At 59.7% G+C, this 20592-nt stretch carries 15 protein-coding genes; 7 read left to right on the plus strand and 8 right to left on the minus strand.

Features of this window, described 5'->3' with window-relative positions; all coding sequences use genetic code 11:
* Window positions 1-6 precede the first annotated feature (6 nt).
* Window positions 7-741 (minus strand): class I SAM-dependent methyltransferase, encoded by a 735-nt coding sequence (locus tag VJU77_05635; GenBank protein ID HKP02830.1) that lies wholly within the window; start codon window positions 739-741, stop codon window positions 7-9.
* Window positions 665-1435 carry a glycosyltransferase family 2 protein gene (locus VJU77_05640; GenBank protein ID HKP02831.1) on the minus strand — a complete coding sequence of 257 codons (771 nt, stop codon included), beginning with the start codon at window positions 1433-1435 and terminating at the stop codon, window positions 665-667. The genes VJU77_05635 and VJU77_05640 overlap by 77 nt, the downstream gene beginning before the upstream one ends.
* A 93-nt stretch (window positions 1436-1528) precedes the next feature.
* Here VJU77_05640 and VJU77_05645 point away from each other — a divergent pair, with 93 nt between their 5' ends.
* Both VJU77_05645 and VJU77_05650 read left to right on the plus strand, forming a co-directional pair.
* Window positions 1529-2824 carry a hypothetical protein gene (locus VJU77_05645; protein HKP02832.1) on the plus strand — a complete coding sequence of 432 codons (1296 nt, stop codon included), beginning with the start codon at window positions 1529-1531 and terminating at the stop codon, window positions 2822-2824.
* A complete protein-coding gene (locus VJU77_05650) occupies window positions 2817-4043 on the plus strand; it encodes a phospholipid carrier-dependent glycosyltransferase (GenBank protein HKP02833.1) in 1227 nt (408 codons plus the stop codon). Before VJU77_05645 ends, VJU77_05650 begins: the two co-directional genes overlap by 8 nt.
* Window positions 4044-4060: 17 nt before the next feature.
* On the opposite strand, the gene VJU77_05655 is transcribed toward VJU77_05650, so the two are convergent.
* From VJU77_05655 to VJU77_05665, 3 genes are all read right to left on the minus strand, one after another.
* Window positions 4061-5608 carry a bifunctional glycosyltransferase/class I SAM-dependent methyltransferase gene (locus tag VJU77_05655; GenBank protein ID HKP02834.1) on the minus strand — a complete coding sequence of 516 codons (1548 nt, stop codon included), beginning with the start codon at window positions 5606-5608 and terminating at the stop codon, window positions 4061-4063.
* 86 nt (window positions 5609-5694) lie between these two features.
* Window positions 5695-7494 carry an acyl-CoA dehydrogenase family protein gene (locus VJU77_05660; protein HKP02835.1) on the minus strand — a complete coding sequence of 600 codons (1800 nt, stop codon included), beginning with the start codon at window positions 7492-7494 and terminating at the stop codon, window positions 5695-5697.
* 210 nt (window positions 7495-7704) lie between these two features.
* The gene (locus VJU77_05665; protein ID HKP02836.1) at window positions 7705-8115 is read right to left on the minus strand and encodes a hypothetical protein; all 411 of its coding nucleotides are present in this window, start codon (window positions 8113-8115) and stop codon (window positions 7705-7707) included.
* A 177-nt stretch (window positions 8116-8292) separates the two neighbouring features.
* Between VJU77_05665 and VJU77_05670 the strand changes: the two genes are divergently transcribed.
* Window positions 8293-10395, plus strand: a complete 2103-nt coding sequence (locus VJU77_05670) for a TonB-dependent receptor (GenBank protein ID HKP02837.1) — start codon at window positions 8293-8295, stop codon at window positions 10393-10395.
* A gap of 27 nt (window positions 10396-10422) precedes the next feature.
* Window positions 10423-11049, plus strand: a complete 627-nt coding sequence (locus tag VJU77_05675; GenBank protein HKP02838.1) for a VTT domain-containing protein — start codon at window positions 10423-10425, stop codon at window positions 11047-11049.
* A gap of 73 nt (window positions 11050-11122) precedes the next feature.
* Here VJU77_05675 and VJU77_05680 read toward each other — a convergent pair whose 3' ends face one another.
* Window positions 11123-11593 (minus strand): lipocalin-like domain-containing protein, encoded by a 471-nt coding sequence (locus VJU77_05680; GenBank protein HKP02839.1) that lies wholly within the window; start codon window positions 11591-11593, stop codon window positions 11123-11125.
* Window positions 11594-12121: 528 nt separating this feature from the next.
* Here VJU77_05680 and VJU77_05685 point away from each other — a divergent pair.
* The 3 genes from VJU77_05685 to VJU77_05695 all read left to right on the plus strand — a co-directional run bounded on the left by VJU77_05685 (window position 12122) and on the right by VJU77_05695 (window position 15695).
* The gene (locus VJU77_05685) at window positions 12122-13372 is read left to right on the plus strand and encodes a hypothetical protein (GenBank protein HKP02840.1); all 1251 of its coding nucleotides are present in this window, start codon (window positions 12122-12124) and stop codon (window positions 13370-13372) included.
* On the plus strand, window positions 13365-15389 hold the full coding sequence (locus tag VJU77_05690; GenBank protein HKP02841.1) for a PQQ-binding-like beta-propeller repeat protein: 2025 nt from the start codon (window positions 13365-13367) through the stop codon (window positions 15387-15389). The genes VJU77_05685 and VJU77_05690 overlap by 8 nt, the downstream gene beginning before the upstream one ends.
* A 69-nt stretch (window positions 15390-15458) precedes the next feature.
* Entirely contained in the window at window positions 15459-15695 is a 237-nt protein-coding gene (locus VJU77_05695) for a hypothetical protein (GenBank protein ID HKP02842.1), read from the plus strand.
* Window positions 15696-15848: 153 nt separating this feature from the next.
* Here the strand turns inward: VJU77_05695 and VJU77_05700 are convergent, their stop codons facing one another.
* Window positions 15849-16382, minus strand: a complete 534-nt coding sequence (locus VJU77_05700) for a manganese efflux pump (GenBank protein ID HKP02843.1) — start codon at window positions 16380-16382, stop codon at window positions 15849-15851.
* Window positions 16383-16869: 487 nt separating this feature from the next.
* Complete coding sequence (locus VJU77_05705; protein ID HKP02844.1) at window positions 16870-20007, minus strand: vitamin B12-dependent ribonucleotide reductase; 3138 nt, start codon at window positions 20005-20007, stop codon at window positions 16870-16872.
* Window positions 20008-20592: the final 585 nt, after the last annotated feature.

The following is a 20592-nucleotide window of genomic DNA, read 5'->3' on the forward strand; positions in this document are numbered from 1 at the left end:
GGGAAACTAGGGCTTGCGGCATAGAACCGCGAGGTTCTTCCCGAAAAAATGGCCCAGGATCGGATCGAGGAACCTGCTCACCGGGAAGAGTAACCGGTCGTAAACCCAGACACTGCGCGGCGAAATTTTGGCGTCGGCACTTCGTCCAAATAACAGGGCAGCAAAGAAACCCAGGCAATCTGCATACCGCGACCGCTCCACGACAAACCCGGCCCGGCGAAGCATCGCGACCATCGGGGCGCGGCGATAGCGCCGTTGGTGTTCGACATGGTCGTCCAGAGACGACCACAGGATCGGGAATGCCGGCACAAAGATAAAAAAACGGTTCCCCTTCCGCAGTCGCGAGAAGACGATGCGGACGAGCGCTTCGTCGTCGGGCACGTGCTCGAGCACGTTCAAAGTGTAAACGTAATCGCACGACTCCGGATCGCGCTCTTCCATCCCGGCCTGGACCGGAAAACCTTCTTCGCGGAGCGCGACTTGATTTTCCGGGTCGGGCTCTACACAGGTCACTTCCCAGCCCCGCTCGCGAAGAGCTTTGGCGAATGTGCCCCGGCCGGCACCGAGATCGACTATTTCTGCAGCTTGCGGCGGCTTCGCGGCAACGACCTGGTCAACCAACCAGCGATTGTAATGCCGGGCGTCCTTCAGCAGATCGAGGATGTCATGTCCTCGATACTGGAATTGGGAAATGGGACTCGAGAGTCGGGAGGGCTGAAGTGGCGCTGGCTTGGAAGACATAGGCTTCGCGTTTCCAGAGGTTATACTTCAGGATCGCGTAAAGAGCACGGACTCCGTCGCGCCACCCGATCTTCTTCCCCTCTTCGTAGGTCCGCCCGTAATAAGAAATTCCAACTTCGTAGAATCGGCAGCGGCGCTGGGCCAGCTTAGCCGTGATCTCCGGTTCGAAACCGAATCGCGCCTCTTCAATGCACAAATCCTTAAGAGCATCTCTGCGAAAGACTTTGTAGCCCGTCTCCATGTCACTCAGGTTGATGTTCGTGAAGATATTCGAAAGCAGGGTCAAAATTCGATTTCCAACCATGTGCCAGAAATAAACCACCCGGTGGGGGCGGCCACCCATGAAACGGGAGCCAAAAACTACATCCGCTTCCCCATTCTCAATCGGGCTGAGCAATTCGGCGTAATCTCTTGGGTCGTATTCGAGGTCGGCGTCCTGCACCAGAACGATATCTCCGGTGGCGTGCCGGAAACCGGTCTCCATCGCGGCGCCTTTGCCCCGATTGACCCGGTGATGCACCACTACGATCCCCTCGAGGGCCAATTTATCGACGATTGCGTCGGTCCCATCGGTCGAGGCGTCATCCACGATGATGATTTCCGTCCCGGCGGCGACGACGGCCTTCACCTTCTCCACGATCATTCGGATCGTGCGGCGTTCGTTGAAGCAGGGAATGATGACGGACAGGGTCATTTTCTCCCTAAATCTGAGCAAATCCGGTGCCAGCGTCCCCCTGCGGCTCCCGGGGGCATTGTCTTCGCCTGGGAAATGCTAGACTCTCGCCGCATGTCGCTGCGCCCGATTGAGTCCCAGCCTCTGCCTCTCGACGGTGCTCGCGTCGAGGACGCTACGGCTTTTCGTTCGGGCCCGATCATCGCGGTGGCGGTGGTGGCCTCCCTCCTCAAGGTTGCCATCGCCTTGACCAGTTTGGGAACCAACGACGTCCTTGCTTTCTACCAATTTGCGAAGGCAGTCGACGCCCACGGCCTGACCTGGCTCTACGAACACAGCATCCTGTTTAATCACCCTCCGCTTGTCGGTTATTTTTTGGGGGGGCTGGCCCGGCTCGAACAACAGGCATTCTGGCAACAAAACGGCCTTACCTTTCCCTTTTTTCTTCGGCTCCCCGGCATCCTTGCCGATTTCGCTGTCGTGATCCTCGTCCTTTCGGTTGCTCGAAAGCAGCCCGATCTACGCCGGCCCCGCTGGGCCCTCTTCCTCTTTGCCGCCAGTCCGGTGTCGATCATGATCACCGGATTTCATGGCAACACTGACCCCTTTCTGGTGCTCTTCCTTCTCGTTGCCACGATCATGGCCGTCGATGGCCGTCCGGCGCTCTGCGGACTTTTCCTCGCCGTCGCCTGCCAGGTGAAAATAATTCCCCTGCTCCTCCTCCCCATCTTTTTCTTCTTCTGGATCGAGCGGCGCCAGGCGTGCCTGTTTCTGGGTTCGTTGCTCGTAAGTTCGCTTATCTTTTGCCTCGAACCGTTGCTAAAATCGCCAGTCATGTTCGCCAGGAACGTGCTCGCTTATGGCAGCTTTTGGGGAGTTTGGGGATTAACCTACTGTCTCCGGATGACCGGGCTGGACGAATTCAACAAGACTTCGTTCTTCAACCTTTCTGCGTTACAGAATGCGATCATGATGGTTCTGAAAGTCGCCGTCGTTCTCAGCATCCTGATTCTCGCCTGGCGGCGGCGAAAACTGCCCGCGCCCGCCCTGTTCCCCTCAATCGGATATGCGTGGATGATTTTCTTCGTCGTCTCGCCCGGAGTAGCGGCTCAATACCTCGTCTGGCTGGCGCCCTTTGTTCTCTTTCTCTCCCCGACGTTTTACGGATTTCTGGTCGCCGGCAGTTCGGTCTTTCTCTTCGCCTTGTACACGATCACTTCAGGCGGTTTCCCTTGGTATTTTGCCCACGCTTCAAACAAACTGAGCGCCATCTGCGCGCATTGGGCCCTGATTCCGTGGCTAACCCTTCTGGTTGGCTTGGTCGCGTTTGGCTTGAATGCCCGGCGGCAGAAGCCGCATTTTCGTTTCCTCAGTTTGAAGGCAATTCAACCCGTCGCGATCAGTGAATAACGAGACCGAATCACCACATTCCTCACGGTTCAGCCTCGTTTCTCTAATCGCGGTCGCTCTCATCGGCCTCGCCGGAATCGGCCTGCGAGTTTATCCCTCCGCCGGTTTTAAAGGGATCGGATACGATGAAGGACTTTACCGCGGCTACGTCAATAATCTGATTTCCTACGGCCTCGGAAGCTACCCGGAGTTCGCCGAGCATTACGTAGAGCGCCAGGAAAAACTGCCCGCCGCCATCCTGCCTCCGACCCGTTTCCTCTACATTTTTTCTGCTTATCTCTGGCACCAGGTGACCGGTGCGGAAGCGCTCGCGGCTCTCCATCATGTTTCCTGTCTATTCAGTATTCTGCTGTTTTTTGCCGCGGCCGCCTTTGCCTGGCGCCTGGCTGGAACGGCGATGGGCCTGGCCGTGCTCGCTTTGATGGCTTGCGCCCCGACCCAGATCCACATGGCGCAACATGCCCTCATTGACGGCTTCTTCGCCTTCTGGGCCACGTTATGCGTTTGGTGTTTGTGGGAGAACCTGCGGCGGCCCAATGATGCGGTGAGACTTTCTCTTTTCGGCGTGTGCCTTGCCCTCATGGTGCTGACGAAAGAGAACGCTCTCTTCGCCTACGTCGGATTACTGGCCCTGATCGGCATGAACCGCTGGCTCCGTTTCGGCACGGTCACGCGCAGCCTGCTTTTGGTCGCGGTTGCCGGTCCGCTCGCTGGCTTGGTCGGCCTTATTTTCCTCTGCGGCAGCGCCCAAACCTTCATTCTCACCTACCGGCTCCTCGCCGCGAAAGCATCCGTTTTGCCTTACGCCATCGCGACCGGGGACGGACCGTGGTACCGATATCTTGTCGATCTATTGCTCGCCAGCCCCGTCATCTTGCTCCTGGCGTGGGGTGCCATCGTTCGACTCAAGCTGGAGAACAAAGCCGCCCTTTACCTGGTCACCTTCGTGGTCGCGACCTACGCCCTCATGTGCAACATCCCCTACGGCATGAACCTGCGTTACACCAACATGTGGGACATGCCGCTCCGTTTTCTCGCCGTCACCTGCCTGGGTGATCTAGCAGGCTTTCTCGGCCGGCGCAGAGGCCTGATTCTGGCGATCGTGATCTTGCTCCTCTGCGCCATCGACTTGCGCCAGTATTACATCTTCTTCGTCCAGCACGACCTCTACGAGCTGGTCACAGCCGGATTGCTGCGCGCTCTTCTGATTCTGAAGTAGCGGGAAAAGCGAACGCCTTAGCAGGCGATCTCGAGGACCGATTGCCGAAGTTGATCGCTGGAATCGATCGTCTCAGTCAACAGGTTTTGCACCGTCGGCTTTGCCTCCGCCCGGACAAAGATTTGATAGGAAAACAGCCCTTTGCTGACGGCAATGAGTCCCTGGTTCAAGCGGAGAAGAAAACGAGACACGAAATTGTCGCCGATAGCTTTCGGGAACGGCGCCGGGATCCCGCGCACCTCAAGAATTTTGTAACCGGATTGGTCCAGGAGCGCGCCCAACGACCGGAAGGTAAAGAGACGCGTGTGAGTCGCGTCCAAAATGCCTTTCTTCCCGTAGTTGAATTGCCCGAAGAAAAGCATCAGGCGCGTCACGAAAAACCCGATGTTAGCCGTCGTGATGATCACCTCCGGCCGTTTGCAGACCGCCGCGAAACGCAGCTCGTCCATGAATTTTTCCGGCTCTTTCAGGTGCTCGATAATGTCGAGCATCATGATCTGGTCGAACCCGGAGACATTCACGGGAAACTCGGTTCGATCGAGGTTCCACCGAATGAAATCGAGGCCAGCTGCGTTCGGGGAATCCGGAATGTACTGGTCCATGCCGGTCACCTGGCATCCCTTGGCCGCAAACTCACGGGCGACATAGCCCTGGCCGCAACCGATATCGAGAACGCGATTGTTCGGGCGTGCCGCCTCGATGGCCGCCGAATGTGAGGACGGATAGCCAAGCTTGAGATCGTAATTTTCCTCCGGCGGATGCACGTCGAACTTGCGGTCGAAGAGCAGGTTCATCTCGTGGAATTTCGCGCGGAGCATCGTCCGAAAGACGTCCCAGGCGTACTTCATCCCATTGACGTGGCAAATCTCGTCGCCGTAATAAGTCGGGATCGGCAGTTCACAGATCCGCAGATTTTTCATCACCAGCTGAACAATGATCTCGGTGTCGAAATGGAAGTCGTTGGTGTTCTTCTCGAACGGAATCTGGGCGAGAGCCGCGGTGGAATAGAGCCGGTAACCTGAATGGAATTCCGACAGCGCGGTCCTCAGCATCCGGTTTTGGAACGTCGTCAGAATCTGGTTGCCGACCCATTTGTAAGCGGGCATCCCACCCTGGCGCGCCGCCTTCTTGTCGATCATGCGGGAGCCAAAAACGGCGTCGGCTTCGCCCTGCACCAACGGGCCAAGCAACGCTGGCAGTTTCTCCGGAGCGTATTGCCCGTCCCCATGGATCAGGGCGACGATGTCGAAGCCGTTGTCGATCGCATAGCGATAACCGAGCTTCTGGTTTCCGCCGTAACCCTGATTTTCCGGGGTGCGGAGGACGGTGATTTTGAAGGCTGAATTCCGCCGCTGGTAGCGCAGCCCGTTCAGGAAAGTGTTGTCCGTGGACGAATCGTCGATGATCAGGACCTCGACCTCCGCACTTTGAAGGCTGGGCGGGATACGGCTCAGGACTTTTTCGATCGTCGTTTGCGCGTTGTAAGCGACGATGAAAATGAGCAGCCGCTTGCGTCCCAGATCGATTCGATCAGGCGCGGCAGGTTCCAGCTCCGCGAGGTGCATGCCTCGGTTAGAGCTAGAATTAGGCCAGAGGGTTGACTCAACCCGGGCCCTGGCCGCCAACCGTCAACCCCGCCAGGCAGAGGCGCTTATTTCCCGTTCAACCCCGCCCGCGGCTCGCTTTTGCCCAGAACCGAATTGGCCGTGGCCAGGAGGGCCTCGTCATCATTATCGGTCAATTCCGCCAGGAAACGGCGAATCCGGTGGAACGATTGGCGAAGGAAAAGCTCGGCCGCTCGGCGGCTCTCCGGGCTTGAGGCGCCGTTTTGAGAGACACCCTGCAACTGAGAATCCAGCCGGCTAAGCACGCAGGCCGACGCGAACATTTCCATCGCCACGCCCGCAATTCGTTCCTGGATCAGCTGCATGTCCATGACCGGTTCGCGGTATTTAATAAGCGCTTTGTTCACGCTCAAATTGAAACGCCAGATCAAACGCCCGAGTTGGGCGGCCTGCGAGCGCAGGCTCTCGCTCTTTACTGGCACGTTCGGGATTTTCACCGCCGCGCCGAGTCGGTTCATTCCCGCGCTCCAGGCCTTGCCCAAACCGCGCGAAGGATTGAACATCGTGTCGTAAATTTCCTTGAACTCCATGCCGGGTCCCCGCATCCCGACGAGCGCGATGAATGAGGTCAACACTTCGTTACTGCCTTCGCCGATCTGGTTGATCCGCGCGTCGCGCAACATCCGTTCGAGCGGCAGATCGGTGAAGTAAGCCGAGCCGCCATAAATCTGGAACGCGTCGTTGACCGCTTCCCAGAGTCGTTCTGTCGTGAACACTTTGAGCATCGCCGTCTCGATCATGTAATCCTCGAGCCCGCGATCGATCAGCGACGCCGTCACCGCCGTCATCGCTTCCATGGCGTAAAGATCGGCCGCCATCCGCCCGATCTTTTTCTTCACCAGGTCGAAATCGCCCAGCGTCTTTTTGAATTGGCGGCGCTTGTTCGCGTGGTCCACCGCCAGTTGCAGACAACTCCGCGCCGCGCCTGTGCAACAGGCGCCGAAGGTTGTCCGGCCAAAATCGAGGACGGTGAGTGCGACCTTCAGGCCCTTCCCGATCGGGCCCAGGATATTCTCCTTCGGCACCGCCACGTCGCGCAAGGCGAAACGCCCTGTGGCCGTGCCTTTGATGCCGAGTTTCTCCATCCGCGGCTCGAGCATTGTGAAGCCCGGCATATCCGGAGTTACGAGAAACGCCGTGATCGCCGTCTTGTCCGAACCCGGCACCGGCGTCCGCGCCATGACGGTCAGCACGTGCGCGATCGAGGCGTTCGTGATGTAACGCTTTTCGCCATTCAAAATATAGTGCGAACCGTCCGGGCTCGGCGTCGCCGTTGTCTGAACATTCGCCGCGTCGGAACCAGCCTGCTCTTCCGTCAGCGCGAAGGCGGCCAGTTGCTCGCCCGTAACCAGCGGCGGCAGCCAGCGCTGTTTCTGTTCGCGCGTCCCGAACAGGAGCAACGCCCGGATCCCGATCGAGTGATGCGCATTCGTGAAAACCGAGGTCGAGGCGCAGCGGGCGCCGATTTCTTCCAACATCTTGCAGTAAGCTCTTTGGGAAAATCCCCGGCCGCCATATTCCTTCGGAGCCGTCATCCCGAGGACCCCGATGTGAGCCAAGCCGTCGATAATGTGGCGCGGAATGTCAGCCGAGCGATCGATCGCAACGGGGTCCAGCTGTTGATCCAAAAACTCCCGGATCTCGATGAGCGATTTGTCCAGTTCCGCCTGCTGCGTCGCCGCGATCCGCGGATAAGGCATCGCCCAATCGGAAACGAAACGGCCGAGGAACAACCCTTTCGCGAACCCGAGCGCCTGTGGTCCCGTAAAAAGAAGCTCCTCTGCCTCCTTGATCTCCTTCTGCCGCTGAATCTCCGCTTCGTTCATAAACTCCAATCGTCAATCGCTGTGAAAGTTAACGCCGGCCCGTTCCTTTTGGAAACGGGGGTTGCTGCAAGAGCCCGGCTCAATTGCGGCGTGACTAAATCGTGGATGCCGGCCCCTCTGACAACCGATATTTTTTGGTAGGGACGGCGCGCGGCGCCGTCCGCGAGCTGAAAAACGCGCCCGAGTTGATGGACGCCGTAGCGCGGCGCGTTACCCGGGTTGCGCCGGCCGCTCTACTTGCGTCACGTAAAGGGGAATCGATCCCAACTGCCGCCCGTCGACCGCCAGGTCGATCGTGTATTCACCAAACTTCGGCAGACGGATCTGCTGGATCACCATGACAAAATGGGAAGTAACCGTGCGCTGTCCGGCTTGAAAATTTACCGCCAGGGTGGAGTCGAACTTGGGCATGACGATGTTCCCGTCTTCATCCGCAAACGTCAGGCTTACCCTGTGATCGCCCTCCTCGATCGCTTCGAACCGCAGCCGGCCGGCAATGGCGCATTGCGGATGAGCCACCGGCGCTTCAAACGCACGCAATGAGTCGAACGTCCCGATGATGTTCAGCTTCCCAGCGTGTTCCGTCGCCGCATCACAAAGCGTGAAGATTTCCAGTTGCATGATCAGCGAGTTCGGCCGCCAGACAATAATCGAGTTTAGACCCAACCCAAGTTCAGAATCGGGATGTTTCCACGGGTATGACCAATCTGCCGAAATTTACTTGCATGTTTTGCCCGGTTCCTCAGCATCACCCGCGGTTGCATTCCTCTCCTCAACTGGAGGACGGCGACTGGAACAATGATTCCCCGCGCAACTTCACCCCGGACGAATCTACAGGCGCCGCTCTCCAGCCGCTCCGAATCATTGGCCCGCCGAGATCCCGCGACTAATTGGCAAAACCTTGGCAAGGCCCGGGCGTGCTGCGCGGTGCTTTTGGCCATCGCCGTTTCGCGAGCGTTCGGACAGCAGGCAACATCTGAGCCCGTTTTTGTTTACGGCAGGGATTGGATCGAAAGCGTGCCCCGGACCGATCTGGAAGGCGACGAACTGACCTCCCAGGATAAGCTCGCAGCGGCCATCCAGCGTGTTCCGAATGCAACTATTAATGCCGCGGGAGCAAACTCTTATTTGGACGTTTATAGTATTCGCGGCCTGGGCAACACGCCGAACTTCAGCAAACAAGCGGTCACTCTTTATCTGGACGGCGTTCCTAGCTCAAGCACGTCCACGAACTTCACGGAGCTGGGAGAGCTGGAGCAAGTCACCGTGTTCCGCGGCCCACAGGGAGACTTTTTTGGGAAGAACTCCGAGGCGGGAGTTGTCGAGATAACCACGGTCGCGCCCGGAACAGTTCCGCAGAGAGTAGTCGCGGCCACAGTCGGCAGCTACGACTCAGCTAACGTGAAACTCTTGCTGGCTGGACCGGTCGCGAACGACCAGATCCTGGCCAAGATCGAAGGCAGCTATCTGAGCCGCGATGGTTTTCTTGAGAACGTATTCCTGGGCACACGTCCCGATTTCCAGGAGCATGGCTTTGCCCGCGGGACTTTCCGGATGACTCCCGCCGAGGATTGGGATTTTGTCTTCTCCGCCGAAATCCACCGCGCTCGCGATGGAGTGCAAAGATTCGTGCCGGTCTTCGCACCCGATCCCTTCCGGGTGGCGTTTGATTTCGACGGACGGACGGACATCCAAGGCAACGTCGAATCGCTCACCATCTCTCACCGGGTCGAGGCAGGGCGCCTGACCTTCATTACCAGTCATCGGGACTGGACCCTGGATCCGTACGAGGCCGACCTGGATTATTCGCCGGCGCCGATCGTTCGAGGCAAGATCCAGTTGGAGCAGAGGCAGGTCGCCCAGGAGATACGTTTCGAGTCCACCGCAAATGACGCTCCCTGGAGGTATCGGGTGGGGCTGTTCACCGACCAGGTGCTAAGTAACGGCACCGAACTTTTTGCGCTTCCGGGATTGCTGAAGGAAATCAAATTCGAAGACGACGAATTTGAGCTCGCTATTTTTGGCCGCGCTACCCGCCGCTTTGGCCAGGCTTTTGAGTTAACCGGCGGGATGCGGCTGGCCTACGATACCGAGTCGATCACGCGCCGGCGGCAATTGTCTGTGGCCCCGGCTACAGCTTTCGATTCGACCCGCGCCGCATGGAACGTGCAACCCAGAATCGCACTCGCCTATCGTTGCTCCGAGGAAACCAGCGTGTATTTCGTTTCCACCTATGGCTACAAAAACAGCGGGTTTTCCTACTTCGAGACCGATCCGCGGCTGGCCAGCTTCGATCGCGAGCGCGTTTGGTCGAATGAAGCAGGAGTGCGCGGCGATTTCTTCGATCACCGGCTGGAGGTGCGGTGGGCCGGATTCGTTAATCGCATAGAAGATTACCAGGTCGAACGCCCGGCGGTGCCACCCGACATTACAGTGTTCAACGCGCCATCGGTCCTCGCCTGGGGGGGTGAGATGGAAATAAACGCGCGGCCGGTAAACGGCCTCCAGTTGCGGGCCGCGGCGGGATATACCCATAGCGAATTCCGCGAATATCGCGATCCTTTCACGGATGCGAGCTACCGCGGTAACCAAACGCCATTCGCGCCCAATTGGACCGCAAGTTTTGAGGTGCGCTACAGTTATCGGAGCATCTTTGCCCAGGCCGAAGTGATGGCGAGTGGCCAGACATTTTACGACGAGGCGAATACCGCAGAAATGAGGGAAGGCCCCCATGCCCAGGGCAACCTCCGCGTCGGATACGAAGACAACCGCTTCGGCGTTTCTGTCCATTGCGATAACATCTCGGACACCCGTTTCTTTACGCAGAAAATTACCTACGCGGGTGTCGGCACTCCGGCACCGCCGCGCACTTTCGGGGTGGAGTTCCGGCTACGGTTATGAACGCTCCCTATCTTGGGAGAAAATGAAATGAAACGTTATTTGACTGTGATGGGCGGAATGGTCGCGTTTTTCCTCGCGCTTTTTTTTCTCGTGGAATATCTCGGCGTCCCGATCCTGGTCGATCCCACACCGTGGTTGAATCACGGCGGTCTCTGGGCCGCAGTGCTCGGAGTCGGGCTGCTCATCGCCGACGTCCTGCTGCCGGTCCCGTCCAGTCTGGTCATGGCCGCGCACGGCGCGCTTTTTGGCGTCTGGGTCGGCACGCTACTGTCGCTGGCTGGGAGCACTGGCGCCGCTGTCTTCGGATTCTGGATCGGGCGGCGCGGCGGGCCGTTGTTGAATCGCCTGGTGAGCGCAGAAGAACGAGAGCGGGCCGACCGGCTTCTCAAACGCTGGGGCTCGCTCGCCATCATCATAACGCGCCCGGTTCCGTTACTAGCCGAGACGGTGGCGATCATGGCCGGCGCGTCACCGATGGGATGGAGTCGAACGATCCTGGCCGCGCTCGCCGGCTCGCTCCCGCCGGCCTTTCTCTACGCTGTCGCCGGCGCCTCGGCCAGCCAGTTTCAAAATACCGTCCTCATGTTTATCCTGGTTATCGCGATCGCAGGGTTCTTCTGGATCATTGGCCGCCGCAGGTTTTCGAACGATTAGATGCCGGCTCAACTTTGGAGATCGCCACTGATCAAGACGTGGTTACCGAACAAGGCCGGGCTCGTCGTCGTGGCTACGCGGACGAGAAAGACGGATGCGTCGCCCCCACGACCCGCTGCAGCGTGCGCCGATAGGTGACTTGGTCGCCGATAATCATCGTGTCGCCGCACAGCTCGTAAGGCCGCACCTGGTCCGTGCCAACCTGCGAGGGATCCCAGGCGCCTTCGACAAGAACATGGATGTTGCCGGCGTCGAGCGTGTAAGTGCCGTAATAGCCAATGTAATTGTTGAAGATATCGAGCGCCTCGGCCGGCGTCGGATTGTCGGGGCTGGCGATGGCGACGGGCGGTGTCGTCATGATCTGCACCGATGCGTGGCCCGTGGGGTCGAAGAAGAAATAACCGCTCGGCGGATTGCCGAAGACGTAGGGCGTCCAGCTGTTCGCCGCCGAGTCCCAATTGTCGGCGGAGACTAGTCTCCAGACACCGACGATTGCCTCAATGGCGCGGCTGCTGTGCGGATGTGCCGGTTCCTGTTTGTCCATGAAGCTGGAACGGTACGTCTGGGGCGCCCCCTCGTCAATGGAGGCAGATTTGGTGGCAGGCTGGGGCGAAAGAAAATGCGCGCCGATTTTGCCGTTATGGATGCCGGTTCAACGTCAAAAATGCGTGCCTCTTCATGTTAACCCTTGACTTCGCCGCGGCGCATCAAACAAGATGCCTCGACCATTCCGCCGCACAGCGGATCAACCCCGATTCACCCCTACCCCTACCCCTACCGTGAAAGGCAAATTAAGGAGCGAACTATGGGCTACAGTCTGACTCGACATAACAGGGCCCTTGTCGTCATCGCCGCGGTTGCTTTCGTTACTCTCATTAATGGTAGCTGCCAACGACGGCCAACACCGACAAATAATGCGAACAACGATAGTGGGACCCCATCGCCCACCGCTGCTGTCTCGCAGGTGGTTATACCGCCCTGGCCGCCGGCCTTTCCGCCGGAGTTGCCGCCCGCGAGCCTGAGCGGCAACATCCCTCTTTCCGTCCCTTTGCCCCAACAGATTAATTCGCCCGTGCAGATACGCCCCGACTTCGACTACTTCTCATGGCAATCATTCATCGCGCTAAACTGGCCTGCGGCGACCGGTTCGCGCGGCGTCCCGAACCAACCCGGCAACCCGGACGTTTTCCTCAAGGCCGCGCCGGGGACGCCCCTCGTGTGGGGCACCTACAAAGACTCCTTCGAGTTGTTCGGCCAGATGGGGCAAAGGCCGACGCCGTGGAACTCGACGGACATGGCCGTCGCCCCCTGCCCCGGCGGGCAGCCCGGCCAGAAGACGCTCGCCTTTCTCTCCAAGGGGAACACGCCGCTGATGCAGACCTCGCAGGCGTTCTCCTTCCCGCTCATCGACCAGCGCGGCAACTTCGTCTACTACGACATACGCTATGACGAGGCCCAGTACAACTTCATCCGCGGGGATGACGGCAAGCCGTCCTCGTGGCTCTACCTGCTGAAGAACCTCATGCCCGCGGAGAACGTGCCGAAGGGCTTGCAGATGCCTGGGAGCTCGCCGCCGAGCACGCTCGGCTCGATCATGGTCAAGGCGGCGTGGCGCATCAAGACGGACAAGGACGACGCGACCCGCTACTACTCGACGACCGCGCAGATTTACGACCCGCTGAAGCAGAGCTGCACGCAGACTACCGTGCTGCTCGTCGGCCTCCACATCGCGCACAAAGTCTCCCCGTTCACCGAGTGGGTCTGGTCCACCTTCGAGCAGGTGGACAACGTGCCCGCGGACGCTGGCGTGACGCCGACGCGGCAGCCGCCGCCCAACGGCTACTCCTTCAACAACGGCACGGCCACGCCCGCCACGCCCAACGGCTACGACTACAAACCGGCAGTCGCGACGTCCGTGCAGCCAGCGCCCGCCGTGCAGCCTTCGCCGGGTACGCCCGTGCAGGTGACGCGCGTCAACCCTATACCCGACACCCCGCAGGGAGCCTCCACGCGCGACTTCAACGCCTACTACCAGCAACTCCTGAAGGGGACGGTCTGGCAGTACTACGAGTTAGTCGTGACGCAGTGGCCCTTCAACCCCGGGCTCGACAGCTTCGTCTTGATGCAAAACGGCGGCGTCTACCCGCGCGACGCGGGCGCTGCCTTCCCCGTCAACGGCGCGGTCAACACGACGATGGAGACCTACTTCCAAGACCAGAACGACGCGGCCGGGGCGGGCGGCAACAGTTGCATGAGCTGCCACTACAGGGCGGGCCAGTCGGACTTTAGCTGGGGCCTTAACCGGAGGGCACACGATGGATAAGAAGACCGAAATCTCGCTGCGCACGGGCCAAAGGCCCCCTCAACCGGAGGCGGCCTCGGCCGCCCCCGCTGCCCTGACGGCGACTCCAACGGCTGCGTCGGCAGCACCAACGGCCAAGCCTGCGGGTCAACCACCCACGGGCTGGTGGATGTATCACGGCGACCCTGCACACACGGGCTACGTCTCGGACAGCGCCATCAACAGCACCAACGTCAACACCCAGAAGGGCACTGTCCAGCCGCCGTTTAATACTCTCTTCACGCTGCCGCTCGAAGGCCCAGTGCTCTCCGTGCCCGCCGTCTCGAACGGCTTCGTCTACGTCGGCCTTGCGAACTACCAAAACGCGCCGGACGGCAGCGGCAACGGCGGGGCCTTGCATAAGATAGACATAACGACGGGCTCAATCGTCCAGACCTTCGCCTGGAACCTTGGCACCGACACGCGCGACATCCACAGCTTCACGGGGATGGGCTGCACACCGGCGGTCGCCTACGGCCGCGTCTACTTCGGCGCCTTCAACGGCAAGCTCTACTGCCTCGACGAAGATACGCTGCAACCGGTCTGGGTCACAGACCTGCGGCTGGCCGACCCCGCCCACAACCAGCCCATCACGAACAACGCGGGCGTCGCAGGCGGCGCGCCGGCCGCCGTCGTCTGGTCGTCGCCCGTCCTCTCGGCCGACGGGTCGAAGCTCTTCGTCGGCTGCGGCGAGGGTGAGAACCCACAGCTCTACAGCTTCGTCTTCTGCCTCGACACGGCCACGGGCAACGTCAACTGGATTTACTGCACCAACAAGTTCGACGCCGGGTGCGACAACCTGCCGAACTTCCTGCCCGCCGCGGCCGTGGACGTGGGCACGCTGCCGCCGCAGTACACGGCAGCCAACAATCCGCCCACCAAACAGATGGGCTGCTCGGTGTGGGGCGCAATCGCCTACGACTCGGACCTCAACCGCATCTATTGCCCGACCGGCAACCAGGCGCCCGAGCCCAACGCCAACTGGCCGGGCTGGAACTACCAGGGGACGGCGCCCGCCTTCAAGCCCGAGCTGCCGAGCCCCGGCTATTCGAACGGCGTGCTCGCGCTCGACGCCGACACAGGCCAGTTCCAAGCCTTCTTTCAGGTGCCGCCCGAGAGCAACTACCGCCCCTCCGACATTGACATCGACGTGGGCGGCGCGCCCATCATCTTCATGTGGGACAACGGGAACGCCGTCCAGAAGGCCGTCGGCTTGGGCTGCAAGAACGGCAGCTTCTTCGTGCTCGACCCCATAAGCCTCGACCTGCTCGCGCAGCGCCAACTCCTCCCGTATCACAACCCGCCGACGCCCGAGAAGTGGATCGCGACCGTCGACCCGCACCCGGACCCTGTGACCGACAGCAGCATCAACCCGCAAATTCCCAACGCGGTCTCCAACCAGATACCGAACGAAAACTATTCGGGCGTTTTCAACACGCCCGCCGTCTACCCCGGCTCGGGCGACAATCCGCAGACGATCTCGCCGCGCATCTTCTTCGGCATGGGCGGGCCGAACTACCACTCGCAGGCCCCCGGCATCGACTACAACTCCACGCCCTTCATGCGGGCCATCGACCTCTCGAAGATTGACCCCCGGACAAACCAATTCCGGGACGCCTGGCCACTCGACGACGGCGACCCGCAGCGCTACGTCAACACCTCGTTCACCGACCCGAACATCAACACGCCGGTGGGGATGTACACGACGGCGGGCGAGAGCGGCATCAGTTCGCCGGCCGTCGTCAACGACGTAGTCTTCGCCACGACGAGCAAGATCGCCATCTACGCTTTCGCCGTCAGCGACGGCACCCTGCTCTGGTACGACGACCTCGGTATGCAGACTGACGGCTACAACGGCGGTTACGGCTTCTGCCTCGGTCCCGCCATCTGGAAGAATTTCGTCGTAGCGGGCGCGCTGGTCTTCGGGAGAGAAGGGGGCGGCCTGCTGAAAATTTACGGCTTGCCGCCGCAATCAACCCCAACGAGCGCGCGGCAATAATCGCGATGACCGCGCGTATCTTACCGGCAATGAGGCCGAAAATGACAAACGAAAATGAGGAGGACGATAATGGCTGTTTCTTTCAGCAATGACATCCAGCCCCTGTTCAATCAATTCAGAGGGCAAATGATGTGGCGCTTTGACCTGACCAACTACGAGCAGGTGAAGGCTAACGCCTCAATCATCAACAACCGTCTGGCTAACGCAGCCACCTACGGCCCGATGCCGCCGCCGCCTTTCGACCCTCTCACCGAGGATCAGATTCAACTCTTCGGACAATGGATCCTCGACGGCTGTCAGCCGTAAGCGCGACGCGGGCTGCGAAGGACTTCCGTTCCAGCCCGTAAGAATCAAGGTAAAGGCAGCGCATCTCCCCCGCGGGCAGGGCGGCCATCCCACGGGCTGCTGTCTCGCCCGGCCCCTCGCAGGGATCTCCTCTAACAAACAGTAACTCGCTCCTCACTTATTGAGGGCAAGCGTAAGCCCAATCAGGATGAGCCCCATGCCGCCGAGCAAGTCCGTTTTAATCTCGAGAAAGCTGACGCTGATGCTTCCCAGCCACAGACCGGCCAGGGACATCAACGCGCTCATCGCGCCGACCACTGCGACCGAAAGCAACAACGGAAAACCAATCATCCCCAGACTCGCCCCCGCGATTAGATTGTCTAGACTCATCGAGAGCGGAAGGCCGAATACGATCCAGCGGGTTTCTTCCTGCGCTTCTTTTCCCTCGCAGAGCCGCGCCACGTAGATGACGTAAACTCCATACGCGCAGAGCACGAGCGGGCCGAGCGATTCAACCCATGCGCCCGTATATTTGACGAGCAACTTGCCAAGCAACAGCCCGACCAGAGGGGCTAACGCATCGCACAGCCCGAACGCGAGGGCGATTTGAGCATGCGGGATGCGACGTAACTTGATCGCCCCCAGGCCGAGCGAGACCCGAAAGCTGTCGAGGCTCAGAGTGAATCCCAACAGAAGCAGTGTTTTCACCCGGCACCTCTCGTCCGAGCGGTTGACTCAAACGTGCGAATACTCACGGGAGGCGGATAATCAGAGTCACGAACGTCACAATCGTGCTGAGCATGCCGAACAAGGCCGCATAATCTTCAAGCATGGGCGGCGGAAAGTGTAAGACTGATCCTCCGTCAAGAACGGGTGACGAGAGGCTCGGTCAAGGGCGTGAAAGCATCTCTGCAACCGCCGGCAAGAGCCGCGACCCTGGCGAATGCAATTAACGAGAACGGGAACGCGATGAGGGCAGCGGGAAAGCGAGGAGGGAACTCTTTCATCCACCCATCTTGCAGATCACCCGGCCTCGATTCAAGACATTCTTCAGGGAGTTGTAACTAGCTAGCCTTCGGGGCCTGAGGCGGACCGTCCGACGATGACTAAGGTCCTCAAGATAACGTTCAGGGATCAACTCCATCGCAATGCTGGTAACGGGGTCCACCCCCTGAAGAGGCATACCTTCCGCAGCCTAACTGCAGCCCTGGCTCGTCCCGCACTCGGTGCAAACGCCGCAGGCGCCCGCGCGCACGACCTTGTTGCTGCCGCAATGAGAGCAGGTGATGTCCATGAACATGTTGCCGAGCGCCTCGGCGACGCGGTCGGCGTGCGTGTGGCCGTTGGTCGCGACGTGCGGACTCCCCTCGTTCGGGATGTGACCCGCCACGACATCGATCAGGTCTTTGTCGGCGGTCCGGGGAAGATCCGAGACAGGGCGGTTCACCGCCTTCTTTTCCATGTCGCTGATCTCTTTCATCGGCAATTCCGCCTGGCTGCGCGACGGTGAAGTCGCTTCCTTGTAGCCCTTGATGAACTGGCAGCCGAGCCAGCGGAAAACGTAATCGGTGATGCTGGTCGCGTTCCGGATATCCGGATTTTTCGTGAACCCGCTCGGCTCAAATCGCTGATAGGCGAACTTCTTCACCAGGCTTTCCAGCGGGACGCAGTACTGGAGCGCGATCGACGTCAACGTCCCGACGGTGTCCATCAATCCACCGATGGTGCTTCCTTCCTTCGCCATCGTAATGAAGAGTTCGCCTGGCTGGCCGTCTTCGTAGAGACCGACCGTGATGTAGCCTTCGTGGCCCGCAATCTCGAACCGGTGGGTCAACGACATCCGGGTGTCCTGCATCCGATGCCGCACTGGCTGGTTCATCCGGCTGCGCAACATTCCGATCTCGGCCTCGAGTTCCAGAATTCGCTTCTGCAATTCGACTGGCTCCACTGAGACGTCGAGCGAAATCTCCGCGCTCGTGCCGCCCATGTCCTTGGTCTTGCGCGTGTTCAATGGCGCGGACCGCTTCGAGCCGTCGCGATAAATCGCGATCGCTTTCAGGCCGAGGCGCCATCCCTCGATGTAGGTGTTCATGATCTCCTCGACGCTCGCGGTCTCGGGCATATTCACCGTCTTGGAAATCGCGCCGCTCAGGAACGGCTGCGCCGCCGCCATCATTCGCAGATGCGCCATGTAACCGAGACTGCGCTGCCCTTTGTAAGCCTTGAACGCGCAATCGAAAATTGCGAGGTGCTCCGGCTTTAACCCGGAGGTAATGGCCGAGCCGTCGGTGTCGGTCACGTCTTCGATCGTGTCGAACGCGTCGATGTGCGCGATGATCCGCTCAATCTCTTCGGAATTGTAACCGAGCTTTTCCAGCGCCGGCGTGACGGTTTGGTTGACGATTTTCAGCATCCCGCCGCCGGCCAGCAATTTGTATTTCACCAGGGCGATGTCGGGCTCGATTCCCGTCGTGTCGCAATCCATCAGGAAACTGATCGTGCCGGTCGGCGCGAGGACGGTGACCTGCGCGTTGCGGTATCCGTATTTTTTGCCCAACTCAGCGGCGCTGTCCCAGACCTTCGCCGCTTCTTCTTTCAGATAGGCGAATTCCTCGTTCGCCGCGATCTCGCTCACGGCGGAGCGATGGAGCTCAATCACTTCCTGCATCGGCGCGACGTTGTTTTTCGCGACTGGCTTCGACACCCCGCTGCAACGCGCATCGCGATATCCGGGGAATGGTCCCATGGCGCGCGCGATCCGGGCGCTCTGCTCGTAGGCTTCGCCGGTCATGATTGAGGTAATCGCTCCGCAGATGGCGCGGCCTTCCACGCTGTCGTAGCCGTAGCCGTAACTCATGATCAGCGAGCCGAGGTTCGCGTAGCCGAGGCCGAGGGTGCGGAAAATGTGCGAGTTCTCCGCAATCTCCTTGATCGGGTAACTCGCGTTGTCGACCAGGATTTCCTGCGCCGTGATGAAAACCCTCGCGGCGGCCTTGAAACGATCGACGTCGAAGACGCCGTCTTCTCCCTTGAATTTCATCAGGTTCAACGAGGCGAGATTGCACGCCGTGTTGTCGAGGAAGAGATATTCCGAGCAGGGATTCGTGGAATGCTGCCGGTCGGTTCCCTTGCAGGTATGCCATTTGTGGATGGTGGAATCGAATTGCATCCCGGGATCGCCGCAGATGTAGGTTCCTTCCGCGATCTTCCGCAGTAACGAGCGCGCTTCCTTCCGTTCGCACGGTTTCCCGTCGCGCACCCGCTTCGTCCACCATTCGCGGCCTTCCACCGCCGCGTCCATGAACTCGTCGCTCACCCGGACGCTCAGATTTTCGTTCTGATACATGACTGAGCCGTAAGCGTCGCCGTTGTAACTGCCGTCGTATCCCTGCTCGATCAGGGCCCACGCTTTCTTCTCTTCCTTTTGCTTGGCGTCGATGAACTCTTCGATGTCCGGATGCCAATCCTTAAGCGTGTTCATCTTCGCCGCGCGCCGGGTTTTGCCGCCGCTCTTCACCACGTTCGCTACCTGATCGTAAACTTTCAGGAACGATAGCGGCCCGCTCGGCTTCCCGCCGCCGCTCAGCTTTTCCCGCGTGCTCCGCAGCGGGGAAAGATCGCTGCCGGTGCCGCTGCCGTATTTGAAGAGCATCGCCTCGCTCATCGCCAGGCGCATAATGTCTTCCATCGTGTCGGCCACGCTCTGGATGAAGCAGGCGCTCCCCTGCGGATATTCGTACTGGGTCGCGGCCCGCTCCGCCTGGCCGGTCGTGCGGTTGTAGAAATAATTGCCGGGCCCGCCATCCCGGCCCACGCCGTACTGGTGATGCAGGCCGACATTGAACCAGACCGGCGAATTGAAAGCGCCGTGCTGATTCACACAAAGCCAGGTCAGCTCATCGTAAAAAACCTCGGCGGCTTCCGCATTGGCGAAATAGCCATCGGAGATTCCCCAGTCCGCGATCGTTCGCGTCACCCGATGGACCAGTTGCCGCACCGAGGTTTCCCGGCCGCCCTGGTGCGGATCGGTCCCGTTCGCGATGTCGCCGTAGAAATATTTCGAGACCGCGATCTTGGTCGCGAGCGCGCTCCAGCCTTTCGGCACCTCGATGTTCTCCTGCTTGAAAATCACCTTGCCGCTGTCGTCGGTGATCTCCGCCGTGCGCCGTTCCCAATCGATCTGCTCGAACGGCGCCGCGTCGGCGTCGCTGAAGACGCGCTCGAAGCGCAGCCCTTTATTCTTCTTTTTGCTCACGCGATTTTTGGTCCGAACCGAGGATTTGTGAGGGCGATTGAGCGAGGATGGTGTGAGACCGGGTTTGAGTTGGATCATGGCGGCAGGTCGAGCGGAGTTTGGGAATAGACGGAGAATAATAGTGAACAGCCCAGCTAATAAGTTGTGAATGAGAGCGAACTACATCCAACAACCATTACTAGCGGAGTTGTCATGGCGGATATACAAGATGGAGTGCTCTGGCGGCCGGCGGCAAGTCGAAAATTGTAACATTTTTAGGCCTTTCCTTTGAGGCAGTTAAGCGCGGCTGCCGACCCTCATTTGGCCCCACGTTTTGGTCGATTCGCGGCCAGTTTACAAACCCAGCCGCCCGCCGCATAATGCCCGTTGCGAATCGCCGGCAAGTCGCAACACAGACCTGGGGAAGGGTGGCTGAGTCCGGTTTAAGGCACTCGACTCGAAATTGCAAAACGGCGTTTGCGCAGTTTCGCACTGCTTTGCAAATCGCTCCCGCACCATGGAAAACCGCCGTCGTTGGAGCGCTTCCGTTTTCATGGCGTTGCGCTGTTATGCGCAAGTTTGATCCCCGACCGCATAAATCGGCCGTATAAAATCGCGGACCTCTCTGTTCGGTTGTTCGTGCTTTTTCAGCCCTTCGCCTCCCCTGATGGCTCGTCGCAGAAC

The sequence above is a fragment of the Chthoniobacterales bacterium genome (assembly GCA_035274845.1).
In the GTDB taxonomy this organism is placed as follows: domain Bacteria; phylum Verrucomicrobiota; class Verrucomicrobiia; order Chthoniobacterales; family UBA10450; genus AV80.

Excerpts from the sequence above, each read along its gene's own strand:
- VJU77_05635 (HKP02830.1), bottom strand. The coding sequence starts at position 741 with ATGTCTTCCAAGCCAGCGCCACTTCAGCCCTCCCGACTCTCGAGTCCC.
- VJU77_05640 (HKP02831.1), bottom strand. The coding sequence starts at position 1,435 with ATGACCCTGTCCGTCATCATTCCCTGCTTCAACGAACGCCGCACGATC.
- VJU77_05660 (HKP02835.1), bottom strand. The coding sequence starts at position 7,494 with ATGAACGAAGCGGAGATTCAGCGGCAGAAGGAGATCAAGGAGGCAGAG.
- VJU77_05705 (HKP02844.1), bottom strand. The coding sequence starts at position 20,007 with ATGATCCAACTCAAACCCGGTCTCACACCATCCTCGCTCAATCGCCCT.
- VJU77_05680 (HKP02839.1), bottom strand. The coding sequence starts at position 11,593 with ATGGACAAACAGGAACCGGCACATCCGCACAGCAGCCGCGCCATTGAG.
- VJU77_05655 (HKP02834.1), bottom strand. The coding sequence starts at position 5,608 with ATGCACCTCGCGGAGCTGGAACCTGCCGCGCCTGATCGAATCGATCTG.
- VJU77_05670 (HKP02837.1), top strand. The coding sequence starts at position 8,293 with ATGATTCCCCGCGCAACTTCACCCCGGACGAATCTACAGGCGCCGCTC.
- VJU77_05645 (HKP02832.1), top strand. The coding sequence starts at position 1,529 with ATGTCGCTGCGCCCGATTGAGTCCCAGCCTCTGCCTCTCGACGGTGCT.
- VJU77_05695 (HKP02842.1), top strand. The coding sequence starts at position 15,459 with ATGGCTGTTTCTTTCAGCAATGACATCCAGCCCCTGTTCAATCAATTC.
- VJU77_05690 (HKP02841.1), top strand. The coding sequence starts at position 13,365 with ATGGATAAGAAGACCGAAATCTCGCTGCGCACGGGCCAAAGGCCCCCT.
- VJU77_05675 (HKP02838.1), top strand. The coding sequence starts at position 10,423 with ATGAAACGTTATTTGACTGTGATGGGCGGAATGGTCGCGTTTTTCCTC.
- VJU77_05665 (HKP02836.1), bottom strand. The coding sequence starts at position 8,115 with ATGCAACTGGAAATCTTCACGCTTTGTGATGCGGCGACGGAACACGCT.